General features: G+C 57.7%; 22 protein-coding genes. 7 read left to right on the plus strand and 15 right to left on the minus strand.

The features are described 5' to 3' along the window. Positions 1 to 25 precede the first annotated feature (25 nt). A complete protein-coding gene (locus AC2FFF_RS12275; RefSeq protein ID WP_281973240.1) occupies positions 26 to 634 on the plus strand; it encodes an HdeD family acid-resistance protein in 609 nt (202 codons plus the stop codon). 81 nt (positions 635 to 715) lie between these two features. Here the strand turns inward: AC2FFF_RS12275 and AC2FFF_RS12280 are convergent, their stop codons facing one another. The 5 genes from AC2FFF_RS12280 to meaB all read right to left on the minus strand — a co-directional run bounded on the left by AC2FFF_RS12280 (position 716) and on the right by meaB (position 4705). Next, positions 716 to 1180, minus strand: a complete 465-nt coding sequence (locus AC2FFF_RS12280) for a copper chaperone PCu(A)C (protein WP_281973241.1) — start codon at positions 1178 to 1180, stop codon at positions 716 to 718. A 42-nt stretch (positions 1181 to 1222) separates the two neighbouring features. Then, a complete protein-coding gene (locus AC2FFF_RS12285) occupies positions 1223 to 1573 on the minus strand; it encodes a hypothetical protein (RefSeq protein ID WP_281973242.1) in 351 nt (116 codons plus the stop codon). 408 nt (positions 1574 to 1981) lie between these two features. Then, entirely contained in the window at positions 1982 to 2269 is a 288-nt protein-coding gene (gene rpmB / locus AC2FFF_RS12290) for a 50S ribosomal protein L28 (RefSeq protein ID WP_142638086.1), read from the minus strand. A gap of 169 nt (positions 2270 to 2438) precedes the next feature. Beyond that, positions 2439 to 3578 (minus strand): Hint domain-containing protein, encoded by a 1140-nt coding sequence (locus AC2FFF_RS12295; protein ID WP_496882957.1) that lies wholly within the window; start codon positions 3576 to 3578, stop codon positions 2439 to 2441. Between the two features lie 149 nt (positions 3579 to 3727). Next, positions 3728 to 4705, minus strand: coding sequence for a methylmalonyl Co-A mutase-associated GTPase MeaB (gene meaB / locus AC2FFF_RS12300; RefSeq protein WP_142638208.1), 978 nt, complete (start codon positions 4703 to 4705; stop codon positions 3728 to 3730). A gap of 153 nt (positions 4706 to 4858) precedes the next feature. On the opposite strand from meaB, the gene hrpB reads away from it, so the two are divergent. From hrpB to AC2FFF_RS12315, 3 genes are all read left to right on the plus strand, one after another. Then, positions 4859 to 7291 (plus strand): ATP-dependent helicase HrpB, encoded by a 2433-nt coding sequence (gene hrpB, locus AC2FFF_RS12305; protein ID WP_281973244.1) that lies wholly within the window; start codon positions 4859 to 4861, stop codon positions 7289 to 7291. A 139-nt stretch (positions 7292 to 7430) separates the two neighbouring features. Continuing rightward, positions 7431 to 7889, plus strand: coding sequence for an NUDIX hydrolase (locus AC2FFF_RS12310; RefSeq protein WP_271950409.1), 459 nt, complete (start codon positions 7431 to 7433; stop codon positions 7887 to 7889). 93 nt (positions 7890 to 7982) lie between these two features. Beyond that, positions 7983 to 9461: an inorganic phosphate transporter gene (locus AC2FFF_RS12315; RefSeq protein WP_281973245.1), complete on the plus strand. Its 1479-nt coding sequence runs from the start codon at positions 7983 to 7985 to the stop codon at positions 9459 to 9461. Positions 9462 to 9465: 4 nt separating this feature from the next. Here the strand turns inward: AC2FFF_RS12315 and AC2FFF_RS12320 are convergent, their stop codons facing one another. The 6 genes from AC2FFF_RS12320 to AC2FFF_RS12345 form a co-directional block, all read right to left on the minus strand. After that, positions 9466 to 10431 (minus strand): 2-dehydropantoate 2-reductase, encoded by a 966-nt coding sequence (locus AC2FFF_RS12320; RefSeq protein ID WP_281973246.1) that lies wholly within the window; start codon positions 10429 to 10431, stop codon positions 9466 to 9468. 67 nt (positions 10432 to 10498) lie between these two features. Next, positions 10499 to 11461, minus strand: a complete 963-nt coding sequence (locus tag AC2FFF_RS12325; RefSeq protein ID WP_282022118.1) for a pirin family protein — start codon at positions 11459 to 11461, stop codon at positions 10499 to 10501. Between the two features lie 309 nt (positions 11462 to 11770). Then, complete coding sequence (locus tag AC2FFF_RS12330; RefSeq protein ID WP_142638071.1) at positions 11771 to 12112, minus strand: 5-carboxymethyl-2-hydroxymuconate Delta-isomerase; 342 nt, start codon at positions 12110 to 12112, stop codon at positions 11771 to 11773. Between the two features lie 57 nt (positions 12113 to 12169). Next, positions 12170 to 13096 (minus strand): ornithine carbamoyltransferase, encoded by a 927-nt coding sequence (gene argF, locus AC2FFF_RS12335; protein WP_271950442.1) that lies wholly within the window; start codon positions 13094 to 13096, stop codon positions 12170 to 12172. A gap of 28 nt (positions 13097 to 13124) precedes the next feature. Further along, positions 13125 to 14312, minus strand: coding sequence for an aspartate aminotransferase family protein (locus AC2FFF_RS12340; protein WP_142638068.1), 1188 nt, complete (start codon positions 14310 to 14312; stop codon positions 13125 to 13127). 239 nt (positions 14313 to 14551) lie between these two features. After that, positions 14552 to 14812: a zinc ribbon domain-containing protein gene (locus AC2FFF_RS12345; protein WP_345741813.1), complete on the minus strand. Its 261-nt coding sequence runs from the start codon at positions 14810 to 14812 to the stop codon at positions 14552 to 14554. A gap of 58 nt (positions 14813 to 14870) precedes the next feature. Between AC2FFF_RS12345 and AC2FFF_RS12350 the strand changes: the two genes are divergently transcribed. Both AC2FFF_RS12350 and AC2FFF_RS12355 read left to right on the plus strand, forming a co-directional pair. Continuing rightward, positions 14871 to 15248 carry a MerR family transcriptional regulator gene (locus tag AC2FFF_RS12350; protein WP_246097248.1) on the plus strand — a complete coding sequence of 126 codons (378 nt, stop codon included), beginning with the start codon at positions 14871 to 14873 and terminating at the stop codon, positions 15246 to 15248. A 47-nt stretch (positions 15249 to 15295) separates the two neighbouring features. Continuing rightward, complete coding sequence (locus tag AC2FFF_RS12355; RefSeq protein WP_281973253.1) at positions 15296 to 16189, plus strand: DMT family transporter; 894 nt, start codon at positions 15296 to 15298, stop codon at positions 16187 to 16189. On the opposite strand, the gene AC2FFF_RS12360 is transcribed toward AC2FFF_RS12355, so the two are convergent. Then, entirely contained in the window at positions 16171 to 16974 is an 804-nt protein-coding gene (locus tag AC2FFF_RS12360; protein WP_281973254.1) for an ABC transporter permease, read from the minus strand. The genes AC2FFF_RS12355 and AC2FFF_RS12360 overlap by 19 nt on opposite strands. A 126-nt stretch (positions 16975 to 17100) precedes the next feature. On the opposite strand from AC2FFF_RS12360, the gene AC2FFF_RS12365 reads away from it, so the two are divergent. Further along, positions 17101 to 17676, plus strand: coding sequence for a GcrA family cell cycle regulator (locus AC2FFF_RS12365; protein ID WP_142638060.1), 576 nt, complete (start codon positions 17101 to 17103; stop codon positions 17674 to 17676). A gap of 101 nt (positions 17677 to 17777) precedes the next feature. On the opposite strand, the gene AC2FFF_RS12370 is transcribed toward AC2FFF_RS12365, so the two are convergent. From AC2FFF_RS12370 to AC2FFF_RS12380, 3 genes are all read right to left on the minus strand, one after another. After that, the gene (locus AC2FFF_RS12370) at positions 17778 to 18866 is read right to left on the minus strand and encodes a Hint domain-containing protein (RefSeq protein WP_496750910.1); all 1089 of its coding nucleotides are present in this window, start codon (positions 18864 to 18866) and stop codon (positions 17778 to 17780) included. A 124-nt stretch (positions 18867 to 18990) separates the two neighbouring features. Further along, the gene (locus AC2FFF_RS12375; protein ID WP_142638056.1) at positions 18991 to 20067 is read right to left on the minus strand and encodes a T6SS phospholipase effector Tle1-like catalytic domain-containing protein; all 1077 of its coding nucleotides are present in this window, start codon (positions 20065 to 20067) and stop codon (positions 18991 to 18993) included. Next, positions 20045 to 22336, minus strand: a complete 2292-nt coding sequence (locus AC2FFF_RS12380; protein WP_281973256.1) for a xanthine dehydrogenase family protein molybdopterin-binding subunit — start codon at positions 22334 to 22336, stop codon at positions 20045 to 20047. Before AC2FFF_RS12380 ends, AC2FFF_RS12375 begins: the two co-directional genes overlap by 23 nt. Positions 22337 to 22372 lie beyond the last annotated feature (36 nt).

The following is a 22372-nucleotide window of genomic DNA, read 5'->3' on the forward strand; positions in this document are numbered from 1 at the left end:
ACGACAATCGAAATAAGAGGCTCCCATGACCGACCCCCACCACACGCGCGAAGAAATCCTGGACGATTCCAGTATGGAGGGCCGCGATACATTTGGCGACCAACTGGCAAATCTGTGGTGGACCTTCCTGTTGCGCGGATGTCTGGCCGGAGCATTGGGGATCGCCGCGCTGTTTTGGCCAACGGGCAGTATCTCTTTGCTGTTGCGACTGGTCGGCCTGCTTTTGGTTCTAGATGGCGGCCTGACCCTACTGGGCTTTGGACGGCGCGGATTGATCGGCGGCGTCGGCATCGGGGCTCTATTGATTGGGCTTGTCCTGTTGATCTGGCCCGAGGGTGTTGCGCGGCTGACGTTTTTCCTGCTGGGTGCTTGGGCGCTGATCGTCGGCATCGGTTCGTTGCTGGCATGGCGGCAGATACCCAGCAACAACCCGGATGCCGTGATGGTGCGAAACTCGGGGATCATTGCGCTGATCATTGGGTTGGTGCTGTTGTTCTGGCCCGGCAGTGGCATGGTCGCACTGGGGTGGGCCATTGCCTTTTCCGCTCTGGCTTTCGCCGCCGTGATGTTCTTTCTGGCAGTGCGCTTCAAACGGGCGCATGACCGCGTTTCGATGCGGGTTGTTAACCGTTGAAGCGATAGGCAAACAGGCCGGGCAAAGCCCGGCCTGACGCGTGGATGACGGCCGCATAGCGGCTTGACGGTTGACGTGACCTTAGTTCGTGTGGGCGCCCATGTCTTTTCGTTCCAGATCAACCGGCACGTCGATCTCAACCTCACCGGCTTTTTCAAAAACCAGTGTCACAGGCACAGTTGCACCATGTTCAAACGGAGCAACCAATCCCATGAACATCACGTGATCGCCCCCGCGCTTGAGCGCATGCGCACCACCGGCAGGGATGACGAACCCCTCTTCGACATGGGTCATCTGCGCCACGCCATTGGCATCGATCAGATGCGTGTGCAGCTCAACCCGTGCAGCCGCCTCCGATTCCGCACGAACAAGACGGTCATCCGCCTCGCCCGTGTTCTGAATCACCATAAAGGCCGCGCCCGCTTTTGCCGTTTTGCCAGCGGAGCGCGCATAGGCATCTTCTAGTGTGATGGTTTCCTGCGCCATAGCAGTGGTGGCAAATGCGGCCGCAGCCAGGGTTGCCAAAAGTTTGGAAGTGAGGGACATTGCGCCTCTCCTATGTCAAGTGTCTGAAAAAGTTAAATTTAATCAGTCTCTTGCAGGTGGCGCGCGGGCGGGCTGAAACGGAACGGGCGCTGCTATTAGGCTCCTGTCGCCGCGCTCTAAAAATGGCCCGGCATAACTTGGTGCATCGGGCAGAACATGTGAAACGACGGCAATAGCACCCAGTAACGTCAGCGCATATTCGGGGCAGAAATGCGGGGGCTTAGCCGGTTGCCCCTCCGCATCCATATAGATCACAACAGGACCAACACCAGTACACAGCACCATCTGCCCGACTGCGGTATCAACGCCACGCGAAGCAGCCACCCCCTGACCAGTCAGAATGACCAGCAGCGACAGGGCAAATGATAGAAATCTGTTCCGAAAGTGTTTCATCCTGCCTTCGGTATATGCCCGAGACAAAAAGGGCTTCAAGCACAATCGAATGCGCCAGAAGCCCTCGGGTCATTTTTGGTCAGTACGAGGTCAGTTGTCCAATCCGGGACGTTTGACAGACCCTTTTGTCAGGCTGGTATGCAACCTGTTCACCTGACGCTGCATCCGCACACATGTCCCAAATGTCTTGCCAAAAAAGGCCGCCAACAGGGAGAGGGAATCAAAGGATTTGAAAGACATGAGATCGAACTCCGCCAATAGAATATGAACAAACATATTCAAACATCAGAACACTGTATGTGAACAAGATCACGCTCTGACGGCGAAATCGTCTAAACTCAATCAGGCAAAAGAAAAGACCCTGCACCGTTCGGGTACAGGGTCGAAATCTTTGGTGAAAAAGAACGCTTAGACCGCAGCTTGAGCCTTGGCGATTTCTTTTTTCACTTTCAGTGCGTTGGTGGACAGCTCGTCATCCTTGGCTTTGGCCAGGAACGCATCCAGACCACCACGGTGGTCAACTGAACGCAGGGCAGCGGCCGAGATACGCAGCTTGACGCCACGACCCAGGGTTTCCGACTGCAGGGTTACGTCGTTCAGGTTGGGCAGAAAACGACGACGAGTTCTGTTTTTGGCGTGGCTGACATTGTTGCCAGTCATCGGGCCTTTTCCGGTCAGTTCGCAACGGCGCGACATGGTTTCTTCCTTTGTATCTGCGGGCTGGGTACAGGACCCGTGGCCAAATCACAAGGGGCGCAACCCGAAGTCGCGCCCGAAAACTGGTTGGATGCGTTTAGTGGGAATCACAGGAAGGGTCAAGACGGGCCGTGCGAAATCTTTGCACCCATCTTAAACTCTATAAGACCTAGGCGCCATTGCGTTGAAGCAAGGGTTTGTTGTTCTTCAAATGCCGCTGGATCAGGTGGGACTGTTGGCGTCCACATGGAATGAACCGGGCCGGGTTTTCACCATGATTTTCGATCAGTTCCGGAAAGATTTCGAAAATTTCTCGCCGCGCCTCCGATCCGAGGGATTTCAGGGCCTCGACTCCGGTGAACAGGCTTTCGGTTGGGGCATCTTCGGCAAAGATGACATGATGGCGATCAAATAGCAGGTGAAAATACTCAACCGATTGCACGGCCTCATCGATATAGATTCCCGGCAGTGCGGTCAGTTTGATCGCCGGACTCAGAACTTCGGTGGTGCCGAACATGCGTTCCGCGATTCTGGACTGCACCAGCATCCTGTGCTGGCGTGAGACCAGAAGATCGCGATGCGGCAAACCCTCGCCCAGCGCACCTGCAAGGATTCGTACCGGCAAGAGCCTGGGATTTACCAGCAAGGCGGCGCGGTCAAACTGTCGACGACCGATCCAGCGTATAGGCTGAGGGTCGCACCCCATGGTCGGGACCATGTCCCCGATCCGCAGCGCTTGGATTGCTTTCATGCCGTCCTGCGTCAGGATGTGCGTGTCACGGGTAAAACAAGGAACGCCACTTCCGTTCTCAAAGGCAGAATATGTGACCGTGATACCGGATGGTAGGGTGAATGTCCCGCTGGACAGGGTATAGCCTACGCCATCTACGACGTTAATGACGCCAAAATTGGTATCGGTGATGACGGTACCCACAGGCAAGTTCAACGTGTCGGTCCCGCCACCACCCCGCAAATCGCCACTAACGCTGGTGCTGGTGAAATTCAGGGTATCGTTGCCGCTCCCCAGCCGGATGTTTCCAACACTCGAGCCACTGATATCGACAGTGTCGTCATCCGACCCGCTGGCAATCCTACCACCAATGGTGCTGCTGGTGACGGTGATCGTGTCGGAGCCGGCATTGCCGATGACATTCCCGGTAATCGTGCTGTTATTGATGTCGACGTCGTCGTCGCCACCCAGGCCGCGGATATTATCAATCGGAGTTCCAGCCGGTGAACCGTTCAGGGTCCCCGTGTCATTGTTAACGTCGATATCGTCGTTGCCGTTGGTCCCAGTAATATCGGGCATAGCTGACGGTTCCCGCATATCCGGCCTGGCGACAGATGCGCGGCCTTAACCTGAGTTTGCATCAAGTTTGGGTCAACTTGCAACCTATGGGCGATAACCCACCGATCCGAAATCAGAAAGAGAATGAGATCAAAGGCTTGAATAAGGACTTAGCCAGCGACTAAAGCAGACAACATATGTTCCGCCGCAACCGACGGACTGAGCTGACCAGTGCTGACCTGCGAGCCCAGACGCTCCATTTCCGAGCGCGCTTGTGGAGTCGCCAGACGCGCCAGAAGGGCAGACCGAACCTCTTGTTCGAACCAATATTGTGCTTGCGTGGCGCGGTTGACCTCCCAGTGGCCATTTTCACGGCGCCATTTGCTGAGGGACTGCATCTCCTCCCAGGCTTGAGCCAGCCCATGTTCCTCGACCGCTGAGACAGTCATCGCCTTGGGAAACCCTTCCGGGTCCTGGGGGCGTTTACGCAACAGACGCAGCGCCCCGGAATAGTCGGCGCAGGTGCGAGTGGCGGCAGATTTCAGGTCACCATCCGCCTTGTTGACCAAGATCATGTCGGCCATTTCCATGATACCGCGCTTGACGCCCTGCAGTTCGTCACCGCCCGCCGGGGCAAGCAACAGCATAAACAGATCCGACAACTCGGAGACAACCGTCTCCGATTGCCCGACACCAACCGTTTCGATCAAAACAACATCGAACCCAGCGGCCTCACATAAAGCGATGGCCTCACGTGTGCGGCGGGCAACACCGCCCAGGTGCGACTGGCTGGGTGATGGACGGATAAAGGCGTTTTTCTCGCGGCTCAGGCGTTCCATCCGGGTCTTGTCCCCCAGAATGGACCCGCCCGACCGAGTCGAACTGGGATCAACTGCAAGAACCGCAACGCGCAGCCCCTGCCCTGTCAGCATCATGCCAAAGCTCTCGATGAACGTGGACTTGCCGACGCCGGGCGTTCCTGACAATCCGATCCGCAGGGCCTGGCGGCCTTCTTTGGTCAATCTGGTCAGCAGTTCCGTCGCCTGCGCACGATGATCGGCGCGACCGCTTTCCACCAGCGTGATGCCACGGGCCAGCGCGCGCCGGTCTCCGTTCAAAATCCTGTCACTCAGGCTGTCCAGTTCCATTTCGCCCCCAATCAGTTGCGGCAGTTCTAGTTGCCGTCCCAATGAGGGGTTTGTCCAGACCAGAGCGCACAAGAATTTACCTCTGGGATATACGCTTTCCGGGCATAAGAGACGGAACTGGACCTTGTCGTACCGTTGGCGGATAAAGCCCGCATGATACGCCTGCCCATCGACGACGCCATTCCTGACCTTCTTGCCGCCCTAAAGGCTTCGGGCCGCGCAGTGCTGCAGGCACCTCCGGGCGCGGGGAAAACAACACGAGTGCCGCTGGCGATACTCGAGGCGGGGCTATGCGATGGCAAGATCGTGATGCTGGAACCCCGCCGCTTGGCGGCCCGGGCTGCTGCTGAGCGCATGGCCGATACGCTGGGACAGCGCGTGGGCGACACAGTTGGTTATCGCGTGCGGGGCGAGGCGAAGGTATCGAAATCGACCCGGATCGAGGTCGTCACCGAAGGTATCCTGACCCGGATGCTGCAAGTCAAACCCGATCTGCCCGGCATTAGTGCGGTGATTTTCGATGAATTCCATGAACGGTCCCTGAACGCGGATCTCGGCCTGGCCTTGTGCCTTGAGGTCGCCGGGGCATTGCGGGACGATCTGATCCTGCTGGCAATGTCGGCAACGCTGGACGCTGAACCCGTGGGGCGGTTGATGGAGGCCCCCGTTGTGACGTCCCAAGGGCGCAGCTACCCGGTCGAAACACGTTGGCTGGACCGACCGCTAGGACAACGGGCGCGAAAGCTGGACGCATTGGTCGATCTTGTGGTTCAGGCCGAGCGCGAAACAGAAGGTGGGATGTTGGTGTTCCTGCCCGGAGAAGGCGAAATCCGCCGGGCAGAGGCCGCCTTGGCTGGCCGGCTATCCAGCAAAGCTACGGTGCGACCACTATTCGGCGCGATGCCTTTCGCTGCCCAGCGCCAAGCGATTGCACCGGTCGAAACCGGTCGCAAAGTGGTTTTGGCTACGTCCATTGCCGAAACCTCGTTGACCATTCCAGACATTCGCGTGGTCTTGGACATGGGACAGGCTCGGCGGGCGCGTTTCGATCCGGGTTCGGGTATGTCCAGACTAGTAACCGAGCGGGTGACGCGCGCCGAGGCAACGCAGCGCGCTGGCCGCGCTGGTCGTGTCGCCGAAGGCAAGTGCTATCGCTTATGGTCGAAGGGCGAAGAAGGCGCGCTGGCCGCCTATCCCCCGGCCGAGATCGAGGCAACCGACCTGACCGGGCTGGCGCTGGAACTGGCACTTTGGGGGGCGGACCCCGAAGAACTGTCTTTCCTGACCCCTCCACCCGAGGGCACGATGACAGAGGCACGCACGTTGCTGATGATGCTGGGCGCGCTGGATGGGAAGGGGCGGATCACCGATCACGGGCGGTCACTAGCGGCGCTACCTCTACACCCGCGATTGGGACATATGCTGGAACAGGTCGGCCCCGCCGCCGCACCTTTGGCCGCTCTCATCGCCGAGCGCGATCCCTTGCGGGGTGCTCCGGTGGATATGTTGCTTAGGCTCGAAGCCATGCGAGATATGCGCGCCTTTCAACGCAACCGTGTCTGGCAGGTCAACATTGGTGCGTTAGAACGGATAAAAACCGAGACCAAGCGGCTGCAAACCAAAGGCAACCTGTCCGACTTCAGCCCAGCGGCAACAGCCGCACTCGCCTATCCCGATCGCATCGGACAACGGCGCAAAGGGGATGAGCCGCGCTATGTTTTGTCAGGCGGGAAAGGCGTTGTGCTGGACGGCGGCGACACGCTGGCCGCGGCGCCTTATCTGGTTGTGACCGATACCGATGGCAACCCCCGCGAAGCAAAGGTGCGCATGGCCGCACAGATCTCGGAAAAGGAAATTCGTGACCTGTTCGAGGATCAGATCACCTGGATCGAGGTCTGCGACTGGTCAAAACGTGACCGCCGTGTCGTTGCGCGCAAACAAGAACGGCTCGGCGCAATCACGTTGAGTGATAGTGTTTGGAAAGAGGTTCCGGACGAAGCAGTTGCATTGGCGATGCTGGATGGCGTCCGTGATCTTGGCCTGCGACTGAACGGGGCCGCTGCGCGATTGGCGGCACGGGTGGAACTGGTCCGGACCGAAGGCGCAGAGCTGCCTGATTTCTCGATCGAGGGGTTGACCGACACGCTGCAAGACTGGCTGTTGCCGATGCTTTCCGGCGTCCGCAATGCTGAAGACTGGAAACGTTTCGACCTTTTGCCAGCGTTGCGCGCCCGACTGGACTGGGCCCAGACGCAGGAACTGGACCGGCGCGCTCCAGGGTCGTTTGAAACTCCTCTCGGGCGAAAGGTGCCGATAGATTATGGCGGTGCAGTACCGGAAATCTCGGTGCGGCTGCAGGAACTGTTTGGCGTCACGCGCCATCCGGTCATTGGCGGTGAGGCCCTCAAGATCACGCTTCTTTCACCGGCCCAACGACCCATCCAGATCACGCGCGACTTGCCCGGTTTCTGGGCTGGGTCATACGCGGATGTGCGCAAAGATATGCGCGCGCAATATCCCAGACACCCTTGGCCCGAAGATCCGACCAAGGCCGACCCCACCTTGCGCGCAAAACGTCGTAATTAGGCGGCCGTCGGGAATTTTCGTCGAGAATTCTTGGCATGAAGATGCGGAAAGCATGGTGATTCCGGGCGTTCATTGAAGATTATCTGTTTCATTGCTATGTGGGCTGCTCAGGTAAAACCCGGGTTCGAGAACGACAAACATGACAAAATGGCTGCGAAATATTTGGGAAGAGGTCGCCCGGCCTCTGTTCCTGCGCCCCCATCGGGTGCAGTTTGGCGCCTTGTGCACCCGCGAAACACAGGACGGGCTGCAGGTTCTTTTGATCACCAGCCGGGACACCGGACGCTGGATCATCCCCAAAGGTTGGCCGATTGATGGCCTGGATGGCGCCGAGGCTGCCCGGCAAGAGGCCTGGGAAGAAGCCGGCGTGCGCGCCCAATCCCTATCCAAAGACCCTGTTGGGCAATATACTTATGACAAGATCCTGAAAGACGGGGCCAGCCAGACTGTGGTGACCAATGTCTATCGGATCGAAGTGCAGGAACTGGCCAATATCTACCCCGAGGCCGAGGAAAGGACCCGCGAGTGGGTTTCGCCCGTGATAGCGGCCGAACGTGTTCAGGAACCCGAACTGCGGGCTTTGCTGCTGCAGCTGTGACTCCTCCACAAAAAGTGATGACGCCACGGTTGCTCGTCTGAGCGAAACCGTATAGCCGCGGGTGTTCTTTTGGAAACCGCCCGCAATAGCCTGATGTCGAACCCAAGCTCCAAACTCCGTTGGCAATCGCTGGACAGCGATCTGGCGCGCATCTCGCGCGTTGAGTATGCCAATGCCCATGTGGCACGCCCCATGCTGGCGCCGGGTATCGCCTTCGCCTTTATTGCGCTGGCCGGGCTGACGGCCGCAGTGGTTTTTGGGCGGGCTGATGGCGGGTTGATCGTTGTCGCGGCAGCGGGTTTTGGGGCCTATATGGCCATCAATATCGGCGCAAATGACGTTGCCAATAACATGGGCCCCGCTGTCGGGGCCAACGCGCTGACCATGACCGGCGCAATCGTCATCGCCGCCATCGCAGAAAGCGCGGGGGCCTTGCTGGCAGGTGGGGATGTCGTGTCGACGATTTCGAAAGGGATTATAGACCCGGCATCGGTTCACGACAGCACCGTCTTTATCTGGGCGATGATGGCGGCCCTGATTTCTTCGGCCATGTGGGTCAACTTGGCCACCTGGGTCGGCGCGCCGGTGTCGACCACACACTCTGTCGTGGGGGGCGTCATGGGTGCGGGCGTCGCAGCAGCTGGCCTAAGCGCGGTCAGTTGGACCACGATGAGCGCCATTGCCGCCAGTTGGATCATCTCTCCTGTGTTAGGTGGAACTATTGCCGCTGGCTTTCTGGCTTTGATCAATGCCAAAATTCAGTATCAGGACGACAAGATCGCCGCTGCCCGCCGTTGGGTGCCGATACTCGTTGCTGTCATGGCTGGTGCCTTTACCACCTATTTGGCCGTCAAAGGCCTGAACAAGCTGATCAAAGTTGAGCTTGAAGTCGCTTTTCTGTTCGGTCTGGCCACCGGATTTCTGACATGGCTGGTGACAGTCCCTTGGGTGCATCGCAGATCAGAAGGACTAGAAAACAGAACGAAGTCTCTGAAAACGCTGTTTGGGCTACCACTTATTATTTCAGCAACATTTCTTAGCTTTGCCCACGGCGCCAATGACGTGGCAAATGCGGTTGGTCCGTTGGCGGCAATCGTGCATACGGCGCAGTTCGGGGATTTCGCTGCACAAGTCGCAATTCCAACCTGGGTGATGGTGATCGGAGCGCTGGGAATTTCCTTTGGGCTGTTCCTGTTTGGCCCAAAATTGATCAGGATGGTCGGCAGTCAGATCACCAAGCTCAACCCAATGCGCGCATTCTGTGTCGCCCTTTCTGCGGCGATCACTGTGATCCTGGCCAGTTGGCTGGGCCTGCCCGTCAGTTCCACCCATATCGCAGTGGGAGCGGTCTTCGGAGTGGGCTTCTATCGCGAATGGCATGCCGAGCGGCGCAGAAAGAACGCGAACCACCAACGCCTGCCCGAACGGCGCCAGGCACAGGAAGAGAAAAAACGCCGGAAACTCGTCCGTCGCTCGCATTTCATGACGATCGTGGCTGCCTGGATCATAACGGTCCCCGCTACCGCAGTGTTATCAGCCGCTATCTTCTGGACACTGACGGCTTTTCTCTAACCCATCAGCTTCGGATTTGCTCGGGAGTAAGCGGGGATTTTGGGTTCTGTGCAATCTTTTCGCGAACCTGCGCGCAGATTGGGGTCGCAATGCCTTGCTGCTCGCCCAAACGGATGATCTCGCCTTGCAGACTGTCGATTTCCGTTGGGCGCCCTGCCATCAGGTCATAGGCCATAGAGGTGCGCGCCGAAGGGTCAATGATCAGCATCCGGGATGCGATCCGCGAAAACAAAGGCGTAGGCAGACGCAGGATATACGGTGTCATCCATGCGGGCAGCGGCGTCATTGACACAATCGGTTGACCGGCGGAGTGTAGCACGGTCAGAGCCTCGGACATCTGATCCGCCATCAGTTGGCGCCAGTTGCGGTCCAGCAACTGCTGTTTCAACGTCAACCCGGACAACGCATTCAGCGCGTTATTGAGATTGATCACCAGCTTGCCCCATTGGACGGCTTCGATCTGGTCACTCTCTGACACCGGTAGGTCGGGGCCAGTCAGCTTTGCGCCCAAATCGCCGAGGCCGGATTGGATAACGATTTCACCTGAAGTCGCGCGATGAAATCCGCCAGTATCTGTTGGTACGACGTTGAACGGCACCATACCGGCGCGGACATCGTGGTGCGGAAGCATCGTATGTAAGGTGCCTGCATTTTCCAACCCGTTCTGCCAGGAAAGGATCACAGCCATTGGTGCATATTTTCCGATTTGCTTCGCCATCTCTTCCGTCGCGCCGGTCTTTACCGTGACAATGACTATTTCAGCATCACTCAGTTCCGCCGGATCTTCGGTCAGGGACAGGTTGGTCACATGACACCGCAGGCCTGAAAAATCTGTGACCATCAGCCCCTTATCCCGGATCGGGTCGAGAATTCGTGCCCGCCCCAACAGGGTGACATCGTGACCGGATCGGGCCAGCAAAGCCCCGCAGTAACATCCAATGCTGCCCGCCCCCGCGATTGCGATCCTCATGACGCCCCTCCCCTTCGGTCAAAGATTGCCGCGATCCGCCTGTCAGACAAGGCCAACTGACGCCAGGTCAGCGCGCGCGCCTCGGACGGGTGCGTTCAAGGTCTTCTGAAATCGGGATGAAGTCTTGATCGTCCCCCGGAGGCAGTTGAAAAGCCCCTTTGGCCCAGTCCGCCGTTTTCCATTCGCGGGTGGCTGCTTCTATCTTTTCCTTTGAGGACGACACGAAGTTCCACCAGATATAACGATCCTCATTCAACGTCGCACCTCCAAGCAACATTAGCCGCGCACCCTGCGGCCCTGCCTGAACGGAAAGGCGATCCCTTGGCCGAAACACCATCATACGACCTTGGGTGAACTGATCGCCGGCGATCTCAACCGTTCCTTCCGTCACATAAACACCGCGGTCTTCTTGATCATCAGGCAAAGGAAAAGAGGCCCCGGGGGCAAGCTGCACGTCCAGATAGAAGGTTTCAGACAGTGTCGTGACCGGGCTGCTTTCACCATAAGCCGAGCCAAGGATGAGACGAGCGCTGACCCCAGCATCCTGAATATGGGGCAGCGCAGATTGTTTATGATGTTCGAAATCCGGTGCAATATCTTCCTGTTCCTCTGGCAGCGCGATCCAGGTCTGAATGCCAAAAAGACTGTGTCTTTTGCTGCGCGTTTCCTTGCTGGTGCGTTCAGAATGGGTTACGCCACGTCCTGCAATCATCCAGTTGACCTCACCGGGATAGATCATCTGATGGGTGCCCAAGCTATCACGATGCTCAAATTCCCCTTTATACAGGTAGGTGACCGTGCCCAACCCGATATGAGGGTGTGGCCGAACGTCTATACCGCCTTCTGTGATGAATTCTGCAGGGCCGACCTGGTCAAAGAAAATGAACGGGCCAACAAGCTGTCGTTTGACCGAGGGTAGCGCGCGGCGCACCTCGAACCCACCCAGATCACGTGCACGAGGAATGATCAGTGCCTCTAAAAACGGGTTCTCAGTCAAACGATCGGGGTTGTGAGACGGGTTCCAGCTCATTCCAGTTTCTCCCTTTTTCGGCAGGCAACGGTTCGCCCCTGCAAGATGCAGGCCGCTGCACCTGAAAGAAACCTCAATAATTGCACAACTCCGGTGGATTTTTGTCCGTTATGACATATCATTAATGTTATTACATAACAATTCTAACAGAAGTTCCACCTGAGAAAAGAACCATCCAAACAGCTCGCTATCCGATCACCTGTTTGACGGGGAATGCAGGGCATTTTTGCTGCCCTGCAAAGGAATGTTGCTTGCGGCCAAAGAAGGTGTCAGTCGCCGTGCTTCAGATAGACAAATTGCCAAACACAATCACGCCAGGCGTTTGGCATAAGACGCACGGTTCAGTTCGACCTCTTGCACCGTGATGCTGCCAACCTCGGGCATGGCAACAGTCAGAACATCCAAAACGGTAGCGTTCAGTTCAGCTCGCGTGGCCTCATCCCGGCCCTGCATCAATAAAAGCGTCGCATGGACAAAGGTCTGCGGTTCGGTCCCGATCCGAAAATAGGTGACCGGATTGGCACGGATCTTAAGGGCCGGTGCATCAAACTCAGCATGTTCAGAAAGCACCGCAAACAACTTCTCGCAGACCGCATGGAAATCATGTTTCTCTTCAAGGCCCTGAGAGAATTCGAGGACTAAATGGGGCATTGTGCACTCCGGAAATCATGAGAGAGCACGCGGCTCTCTCTTGCCATTTTCATGTGTTCAGACACCCAGACACCAACGCATAACGGCCTTCTGGGCGTGCAGTCGGTTTTCGGCCTCGTCAAAAATGACCGAGTTCGGCCCATCCATGACATCGGATGTCGCTTCTTCTTCGCGGTGCGCAGGAAGGCAATGCATGAACAGCGCATCGGGTTTGGCATGGGCCATCAATTCGGCGTTTACCTGATAAGGACGCAGCAGGTTATGGCGCCGTTCTTTCGCGGATTGAGAGTCGTGCATCGAAACCCAGGTATCGGCGACAACTAGATCGGCCCCATCTACAGCCTTGTAGGGGTCCCGTTCCACAACAATCTTGGACCCTTTTTGACGGGCAAAACCCATGAAATCCTCTTCGGGGTCGAATTGCGCCGGGCCCGTAAAAGTCAGATCAAACCCGAACTGGCCCGCCGCGTGAAGGAACGAGGCACACACATTGTTACCATCGCCAGTCCAAACGACTTTCTTCCCAGCGATCGGGCCTCGGTGCTCTTCGAACGTCAGAACATCGGCCATGATTTGGCAAGGATGGGTGCGATCGGTCAGGCCGTTGATCACCGGCACGTCCGAGTATTCCGCCATTTCGGTTAGGATGGTTTCGTCAAATGTCCGGATCATGATCATATCGACATAGCGCGACAGCACGCGGGCGGTGTCAGCGATGGTTTCGCCGTGGCCCAACTGCATGTCCTTGCCCGAAAGGACCATCGTCTGACCACCCATCTGGCGCACGCCCACATCAAAGGACACGCGCGTCCGGGTTGACGGTTTTTCAAAGATCAGGGCGACCATGCGGTCTTTGAGTGCCAATTCGTCATCCGGTGCCGCCTTTGGCTGCCCCAGACGCGCCTGCTTCATGGCAGCAGCCTGGTCGATCATGCCCCGCAAAGCGGCGGCATTGGTTTTGTGAATGTCGAGGAAGTGCTTCATGTCGTTTCGCTTTTCTAATCGGGTGGGCTCAGGCAGACGCCAGATTGCTATCGACCTGCGCGGCCGTTTTCTCCAGACGAATAACCGCCTGTGCAATGTCGTCCTCTGTCAGGGTCAAAGGCGGCAATAGGCGGATCACATTGTCAGCGGCGGGAACGGTGATGAGGCCGTTATCATATCCCGCATTCACCACGTCCAAGTTGGTCGCCTTGCATTTCAGACCCAGCATGAGCCCTGCGCCGCGCACCTCTTCGAACACGTCCGGATGATTTGCAATCAATCCTTCGAGCTTCTGGCGCAACATGCCCGCCTTGCGATTGACCCCGTCCAGAAAGGCGGGGGTTGCAACCTGGTCGATCACCGCGCAGCCCACCGCGCAACCGAGAGGGTTTCCGCCATAGGTCGACCCGTGCGTACCTGCCGTCATGCCGCTGGCCGCGTCTTCGGTGGCCAGCACCGCACCCAGAGGGAACCCTCCACCGATGCCCTTGGCGACCATCATGATGTCAGGCGTGATGCCCGCCCATTCATGGGCAAAAAGTTTACCGGTACGCCCAACGCCGCATTGGACCTCGTCGAGGATCAGCAACAGGCCATTGTCGTTGCAGATCTGACGCAGCGCTTTGAGCTCGGCATCAGGGACGGGGCGAATACCGCCCTCGCCCTGAATGGGTTCGATCAAGATCGCCGCGGTCTTGTCCGAGATCGCATTGGTGACGCCGTCAAGATCACCAAATGTCAGGTGTACAAAGCCGGGCAGCAGCGGGCCAAAGCCTTTGGTCATTTTCTCGGACCCCGCAGCGGCGATACCTGCCGAAGACCGACCGTGAAACGAACCGTCAAAGGTGATGATGTCGACCCGTTCGGGCTGATCTTTATCGTAGAAATATTTGCGTGCCATTTTCACAGCCAGCTCGCAGGCTTCCGTGCCTGAATTGGTAAAGAACACCGTGTCGGCAAAGGTATGTTCAACCAGCTTATCAGCCAGCGCCTGCTGCTGAGGGATGTTATAAAGGTTCGACACATGCCACAGCGCGTGGGCCTGTTCCGTCAGCGCGTTCACCAGCGCCGGATGCGCATGGCCCAGTGCATTCACAGCAATCCCCGCGCCCATATCCAGAAAACGTCGGCCATCCGCCTCGGTCAGCCAAGCGCCTTCGCCCTTCACAAAGGTCAGGGGCGCACGATTATAGGTCGGCAGAACGGACGGGATCATCGGATCATCCTTTTCGATATGTTGAGCCCCGTGAGTGATACACGAGGGCCATGTTCGTCAACTGATTTGGTGGGAGATGCGCCGATTTGGGCAGCGCAAAAGGATCAAACGGGCCGGTTACGCGGCAAAGCGTCGGCGTCGAAGTCGCAGGATATCAGCGTGTTTGATCATGGATGCCGTATAGCGCCGAAGATTTGCGATGAAAAGGGCTTTGTTGCTGCAACGCTGCAACCCCCGTATCAGCCTTCGCTCCAGCGGTCTAATCGACCCATACCGCGCGTAAAAGCCCAGGCCAGAATGCGGGGCATGCCCTTGTTCACCAGCGCATCCAGACAATGGGACTGAAATTCCTCGAACGAGGCATCGGGATGTCGAAACGCACCGTCAGCGTAACAGAGTGAACAATACCGTGTGCTGCGGGTTCCGTCCGCTTCGCTGCCTCCCCCTTCGGTATCCTTGCTAAGAGGCATGCCGCAGCTTTGACATTTGGATCCCATCATCTTTCCCCTTGCAGGCTTTGACCACGGGCCATAAGATCAAAACCATAGAGTATAGTCAATGGTTTTACAGATGCGTATCGGAGAACTGTCCCGCCGAAGCGGGCTGCCCCGCGACACATTGCGGTTTTACGAACGGCACGGATTGATTGCCTCGCGCCCCGGGCCAGAAGCGACAAACAGCTATCGCGACTACCCGGATGACACGCTGATCACGCTGGAACAGATCGGCGATGCACAGGCGGCGGGGATCAGTATCGCCCAACTTGCAACTCTGCTGGGGCAACTTGGTGCGGCTGATCCCGAAACCTTTGACGGCGTAGCATTTCTTCAGGAACGGATCGAAGAGGTTGAGGCGCGGATCGGGCGCGCAAATCGTTTTCTGGACAGCTTGCGACAGGCCAAACAGGCTCTTGCAACACCGTCGGGACAGCCCTGACCGTTTTACCTCTTGCCTTTCGTCCACCCGTACATCACCGCTTACGCATGTTCGTTCCCAAAGCGCATAACCCGCCCCTTGCGGCACTGTTGATTTTTGTCGCCAGTGCATTCCTTGCGGCAACCACCCTGCTGGCCAAAGCTTTGGGGACAGATACGCTAGGTGCTCCTTTGCATCCAATGCAGATCAGCCACGGGCGGTTTCTATTCGCCTTCCTCGTCATCGTTTCGGCAGTGGGCATCATGCGCCCTACCCTGCGGCGGCCCCATTGGGGACTGCATATCGGTAGGACAAGCTTTGGCTGGCTGGGAATCACGCTGATGTTTGCATCGGTCGCATTCATACCGATGGCGGATGCGACGGCGATTTCGTTCTTGAACCCGGTCTTTGCGATGGTTCTTGCCATTCCCTTGCTGAAAGAAGGCGTCGGCCCCTGGCGCTGGCTGGCGGCGGCGGTGGCCCTGATCGGGGCAATGGTTCTGCTGCGCCCGACACCTGCGAGCTTCCAACCTGCGGCGTTACTGGCGCTGGCGGCGGCTGTCGTCATCGGGATGGAGCTGATCTTTATCAAAAAGCTGTCAGGGCGAGAGAGCCCGATCCAAATTCTATTGGTGAACAACGCGATGGGCCTGACCATCGCATCGGTCGCGGTGAGTTTCGTGTTTCAGATGCCCAACCCGGCGCAATGGGCCGCCCTTGCGGGGATCGGCGCATTGATGGCTTGCGCACAGGCCTGTTTCGTTAACGGCATGGCGCGGGCAGATGCGTCTTTCGTAGCGCCGATAAGCTATGCGACACTGCTGTTCGCTGCGCTATATGATTTTGCGATATTCGATGTGGTGCCCGACGCGGTCAGCTTGATTGGATCTGCCATCATCTTGGCCGGAGGGCTGATTCTTGTGTGGCGCGAGGCGCGGCACCGTCAGGCCTTGAGCCGATAGCCCGTTCGCAGCATCTGCCAGGTCAGTGCACCGACCACCAGTGTTGCAGCCGTGCAGATCAACATCCCAAGGTAGGGCGAGCTGTCCGAAACCCCAATCATACCATAGCGCAGCCCGTCGATCAGATAGAAAACCGGGTTGGCGTGGCTTAGCCGGTACAAAACCGGCGGCAATGCCTCGACCGAGTAAAAGGTTCCAGAAAGAAACGCCAAAGGCGTGACGATGAAGTTGGTAATCGCAGCCATCTGGTCGAACTTATTGGCGAATATCCCGGCAAAAAGGCCCAGCGCGCCCATAAAGGCCCCTCCCAGCACTACAAAGATCATGGCGATCAGTGGGTTCTGCGGGACAATACCCAGCACCAGCGCCAGCGCGTTTGCAACGACAACAGCGATCAGAAAGCCACGGGCAATGCCGCCCGCAAGGTATCCCAGCAGAATCTCTAACGGCGAAAGCGGCGGCATAAGGGTATCGACGATGTTGCCCTGTACTTTCGAGATCACCATCGAGGACGAAGTATTGGCAAACGCATTCTGGATCACCGTCATCATCATGATGCCCGGCGCCAGAAAGGTCAAAAATGGCACGCCCATCACATCAGACCGGCTGGGCCCGATAGCGATGTTGAAGATCAGCAGAAACAGCCCCGCAGTCACCAGCGGTGCCAAAAGTGTCTGCGTCCACACCGCCATAAACCGCAAAGTTTCCCGCCGGGCCAGCGTATAGAGACCCATCCAGTTCACCGCACCAAAGCGGCGCGCCTCATGATCCATGAGATTCTGCATGATCTGCCCTCTACCTGATTCGAAGACCGCTTGTAACTCGGACCGCAGTGTTTAAAATAGGGGGCTGAGACGAATTCCCAAGGCGGCCCGAATCCGGGGCCGCTTTCCGCTTTTGAAAGGCAAATGATGTCCTGGACTGACGAGCGTGTAGAGCTGCTTAAAAAGATGTGGGGCGAGGGCCAGTCGGCCAGCCAGATCGCCAAGGAACTGGGCGGTGTGACCCGCAATGCGGTTATCGGCAAAGTCCACCGGCTGGGCCTGTCGAATCGCGCAACCGGCGCGACCCCCGCCAAGGCTGAGCCAAAGGAAAAACCAGCGCCCGCGCCCAAGGCCGAGGCCAAGCCCAAACCCACGCCCAAGACGGAACCGGCACGTCCAGCCGCAGCGCCGGCAGCCGAGGCCAAGCCCGCTGTTCCGGCCCGCCGTCAGATCATCCCGGCCGGTCAACCGCTGCCGCCGCAACCTTCAGCGAACGAGATCAGCCCCGAGGCGCTGGCCAAGGTCAACGAGGTTGAGAAGAAAGCCAAAAAGCTGACGCTGATGGAACTGACCGAGAAGACCTGCAAATGGCCCGTCGGCGACCCCGCGACCGAGGATTTCTGGTTTTGCGGTCTGCCCGTTGAGGCAGGCAAACCTTATTGCGAAGCGCATGTGGGTGTGGCGTTCCAGCCTATGAGCTCACGTCGCGACCGGCGGCGGTAAGGCTTTGACGACGGCAGGCACCTAGCAACAGAACGCGGTGCCCGCAGCAGGCCGGAATGTAGGCAATACACCTGTTTTGGCTCTGCGTCATCTAAGAGCGATCACACTGGAATCGAAGAAGAGTCGTAATCTGCCAAAAGCGGCCGCCGGTTCCGTGCATGCCGGGCGATCAATCGCTTTTGCCGCCCCCCCTCTGGGATTTTGTAGTTGGTCTTTTGCATCGGGGTTTCGACAAGATCGGGGAACAGCGTAAAAAGCTCTTCCATGGCTGCTGCCGGTAGAGATTTCAGTGCTTCATCGCCAAGCAAAAGGCTCTCGGTCGGGGCGCCATCTGCATAAATTACCTCATGTTCAGAAAACACCAGGTGGAAATAAGTAACTTCTGTAATTCTGTCGTCGACGTATATCCCCGGAAGCTCGACCAACTTTATAGCTGAGACCAGAACCTCGGGGCGCTCAAACATGCGCTTAACGATCGCCGAGGATATCAGCATCCGGTGCTGACGGGACACGAGCAGGTCGCGTCTGGGCAGGCCCTGCCCTAGCGCGCCAGCGCAAATGCGTACTGGGTAAAGCTTGGGATTGCGGCGCAAATCCCGCGCGCTGACATGTCGCCGAATGAATTGTGACAAAGGCTGCGTGCAACCATGATCCGTCAAGACACGATCACCTTGCTTCAAACTCTCGATCAGGACAGGGCCCTGATCGGTCGCAATCAACGTTCCTGCCGTAAGGCACGGTATGGTGCCCGGTGTCGGAGTGGTGTTCACCGTATAGGTTCCACCATTGTCGGTGGAAATAAGTGAATCTCCCGCCCCGGCCTCGCCGATAACCGTCGAGCTCATCCCATTGGCGGGGCCAGCTGTCGCCGTTATCGGGCCGGGGCTGGGGGGATCGCTGAAAGAGCTGAACTGATAAACCGTTGACCCGTCGGATAAAGAGATACCATTGGTTTTACCGAGCCCGGTAAAGGTGGCGGAACTGGCTGAGTCAATTACATAGACGTCCCGGCCTGCGACTGTCGTCGGGGTGATCCCATCAAGCGTGTTAGTGCTGCGGATAGATCCGTCAGAGTTGTAGATCGTAACAACAAGCCCAGAAACATCCGCACCCGCGTCAACAGCGACCTCGATAAAGTCCTGTGGTGGACCTCCTAGGTACTTGAGTTCGGAAAAATATGGGTCTGCCATATGTCAATTCGCCTTTGTGTTCGGCGTGAGTATGATGATCCGATACTTGTTTCAATATATGAGTATTAGGGTCTCACTAACCAGTAAATGTTCCCAGTGATTTTTGTTCGCAGCTGGAACCGAATTACTGCGCTGGATGCGATGGCAAATCCAGCATCGGCACCCAACCGGGCAGTTCGTTTGGCGAAACCGAGACATGCAGCCGCTCGGATCGGTCGCGGCCTACTTTGCGGTGCTTGCGCAGTAGGAAAATCTTACCCCAACCGCGCCATGTGCCGACCGAACGCGCATGAGGGTCGATCACAAAGCGGTCTCTCCATCCCTCCGGCAATGGCAGGCCGTGCAGCTCTGCCTTGTCCAGCATCCAAACCAGCGAGATGTTGCTAAGAGGACGGGCTTCTTCAAACCCGTTCAACTGGCCACCCACATCGCCATGGGTGCCTCGGAACCAGACTTGCTCGATATGGCCTTTAAAATCGGGGGTACATTTCCACAGGACCGGCTCGAATACCTCGCGCGTTTCATCCAGCGCCATCGCGTGGTAGCCGTGGCGCGTAGCGGGACCAAGCTGATGGTTGTGGAAGGCGTGGCGATCCTCGGCCCAACGCCAAAGCAGCGGTAGACGCAAGCCCAGCGCTTTTACTGTATCCCACACGCCGATCATTTCGATTGCAACATCTTCATGGCAGAACTGCCGGCGAAACGCAGCAGCAGCGCTACCATTGGCATTGCATTCATAGTGGCGGTAGGCCTGTTTGATATTCCTTACGGTCGCATGCTCGGCCTTGAGCAGGCCAATCATATCGATCACACCCGCAAGGCTGCGCACACCGTAGGCCCCACGTGAGTAGCCGATGAAATAGATACGGTCGCCGGGCTTATACCGCGAGGCCAGATAGCCATAGGCCCGGCGTATCTGGCGATTGATCCCCCGCCCCATCATCACATCCAACGAGGACTTCCAGCTTTCCCATTGCACGCCGGCCTCATAGAAGACGGATACCTTGCTTCCCATCTCGCAGCACAGCCGCAGCGCCTGCCCCGCATGAGTTTCATATCCGGGCTCAAGCGTCGACATGGTGCCGTCTAGAATGATGACATGGCTGACAGGTTCACGATGGCGCGTTTCGGCCGAATGCTCGGATCGCAGCGGCCGTCCAAGCCACCCCAGTACCTTTCTACTCAGCCGCGACAGTTGCATCGTTCAGCAGTTCCCATACTTTGTGCGGCGTAAAAGGCATATCGGCCTGCCGCACCCCGTGATCCCAGAGCGCATCCTGAACCGCATTTGCCACTGCAGCCAGCGCGCCCACGGTGCCGGCCTCTCCGCATCCTTTCATTCCCAACGGGTTAGAGGTTGACGGTACCGGCGCCGAGGTAAACTTAATCATGGGTATCTCGGCTGCGCGGGGCAAGGCGTAATCCATCAACGATGCCGTGAGCAGTTGCCCCTGCGCATCATGGACAACATGTTCGGACAGCGCCTGACCGATGCCTTGTGCGACACCACCATGAACTTGCCCCTCGGCCAGCATCGGATTGATAAGATTACCGAAATCATCGACCACAGTATAGCGGTCTACCCATGTTTCGCCGGTACAAGGGTCAATCACGATTTCGACAACATGTGCCCCGTTGGGATAGCTACGGTCGTCCAGCGTGATGCTTGCCTGATGCTGCAACAAATCAACGCGCCCGTCGGCACGGGCCATATCCGCGGCCTCGGTCAAAGTGGGCGTCAGGTTTGATCCCGGCGCGCGGAAGGTTTCAAAATCAAAGCGCACGTCGCTTTCCTCCACCCCCATCTTATCTGCGAGATAGGGCGTGAATGCGGCAACCATGACGTCGATCGTGGCAAGCGTCGCTGTACTTTGCACCGTAACTGATCGCGATCCCCCGGTTCCCCCACCATTCGGAAGCTGGTCGCTGTCACCTTGATCTACGGTGATGCAATCCAGGGGAACCCCGGTTTGGTCAGACAGGAACTGAGCATAGACCGTTTCGTGCCCCTGCCCGTTGGATTGGGTTCCGACAAAAAGTTTCAAGGTGCCATCCTCAACGAACTCGATCTTTGCGTTCTCGGAAGGGTCGCCCAAAATACTTTCGATATAGTAACAAATCCCCTGCCCCCGGAACAAACCGCGTTCAGCATCGGCGATCTTGCGGGCGGCAAATCCGCTGGACTGTATTTGGCTTTGGGACAGAACCATGTCGAAATCGCCGACATCATACGTTTCGCCGGTCGCGGTCTTGTAAGGAAAGGCCTCGGGCCGGATGAAGTTCTTGCGCCTCAGATCCCAGGGATCGACGCCCAGCTCTCGGGCCGCGCGGTCGATGGCGCGTTCAAGGACATATATCGCCTCGGGTCGACCTGCGCCGCGATAAGCGTCAACCTGCGTTGTATTGGTAAAGAACCCCTCGACCCGCAGATAGGTGGTTTGTACATCATAGGCGCCCATCAACACTTTGCTGAAAAGATTGGTTTGTATCGCCTGGCCGAAATGGCTGTTATAGGCCCCGAGATTTACCTTGCTGTGCACTCGATAGGCGGTGATCCGGTGATCGCTGTCAAATGCCAGCTCGGCCAGCGAAGACAGGTCGCGGCCATGGTGATCGGACAACATTGCCTCGGAACGGTCAGACATCCAGTGAACAGGCTGGCCCAACTTCATCGCAGCTACGGCCACACAGAAATATTCGGGATAGGGCATGACCTTCATGCCGAACCCGCCACCGACATCCGGGGTCGTGACGCGGATATCTTCGGGGTTGAGTCGCAACTTTTGCGCCAGCTGACCACGCATGGCCCAAACCCCCTGCCCGCCATAGGAAAAGTGCAACCGCCCATCAACCCAATGCGCCTGACAGCCCCGCGGTTCAATCGACGTGATGATCACTCGATTGTCTTCCACATTCAGTGCAACGGTATGAGCCGCCTGCTGAAACGCAGCAATAGTTGCCGCCTCATCGCCCAGCGCCCAGTCAAATGCCCGATTATCCGGAGTTTCCGCGTGCAGCGTTTCTCCGCCCGCACAAACGTCCAGTTTTACGGGCAAGTCTGAGGTTTCGACCCAGATCAGCTCGGCCGCATCGCGGGCCTGTAAGGCGGTGTCGGCAATGACTACAGCGACGGGTTCTCCGACAAACCGTATGCGATCCGCGGCCAGCATATGCCGGTCCGGCGCAGCGGCTTTCGAACCGTCTCGGTTATTCAGGATGGCCGCATTCATACACGTGTCGATCCCGGCGGCCTTCAGGTCGTCCAGCGTCATGATGAGCCGCACCCCTTCGGCCGCGCGCGCGTCATCCAGATCCAGCGCCCCAATCACCCCATGCGCCACCTGGGATCGCACGAATACCGCATGCAAAGCCCCGTGCGGCAGGACATCGTCCATATATTGCCCCTGCCCGGTCAGAAACCGCTGGTCCTCGGTCCGTTTGACGGGCTGGCTTTTGCCAAACTTTTCCACCGCGCGCTCCTGTCTCTGCCTCTAGGCGACATTAGG

It is taken from the genome of Ruegeria sp. YTSA226, from assembly GCF_059609905.1.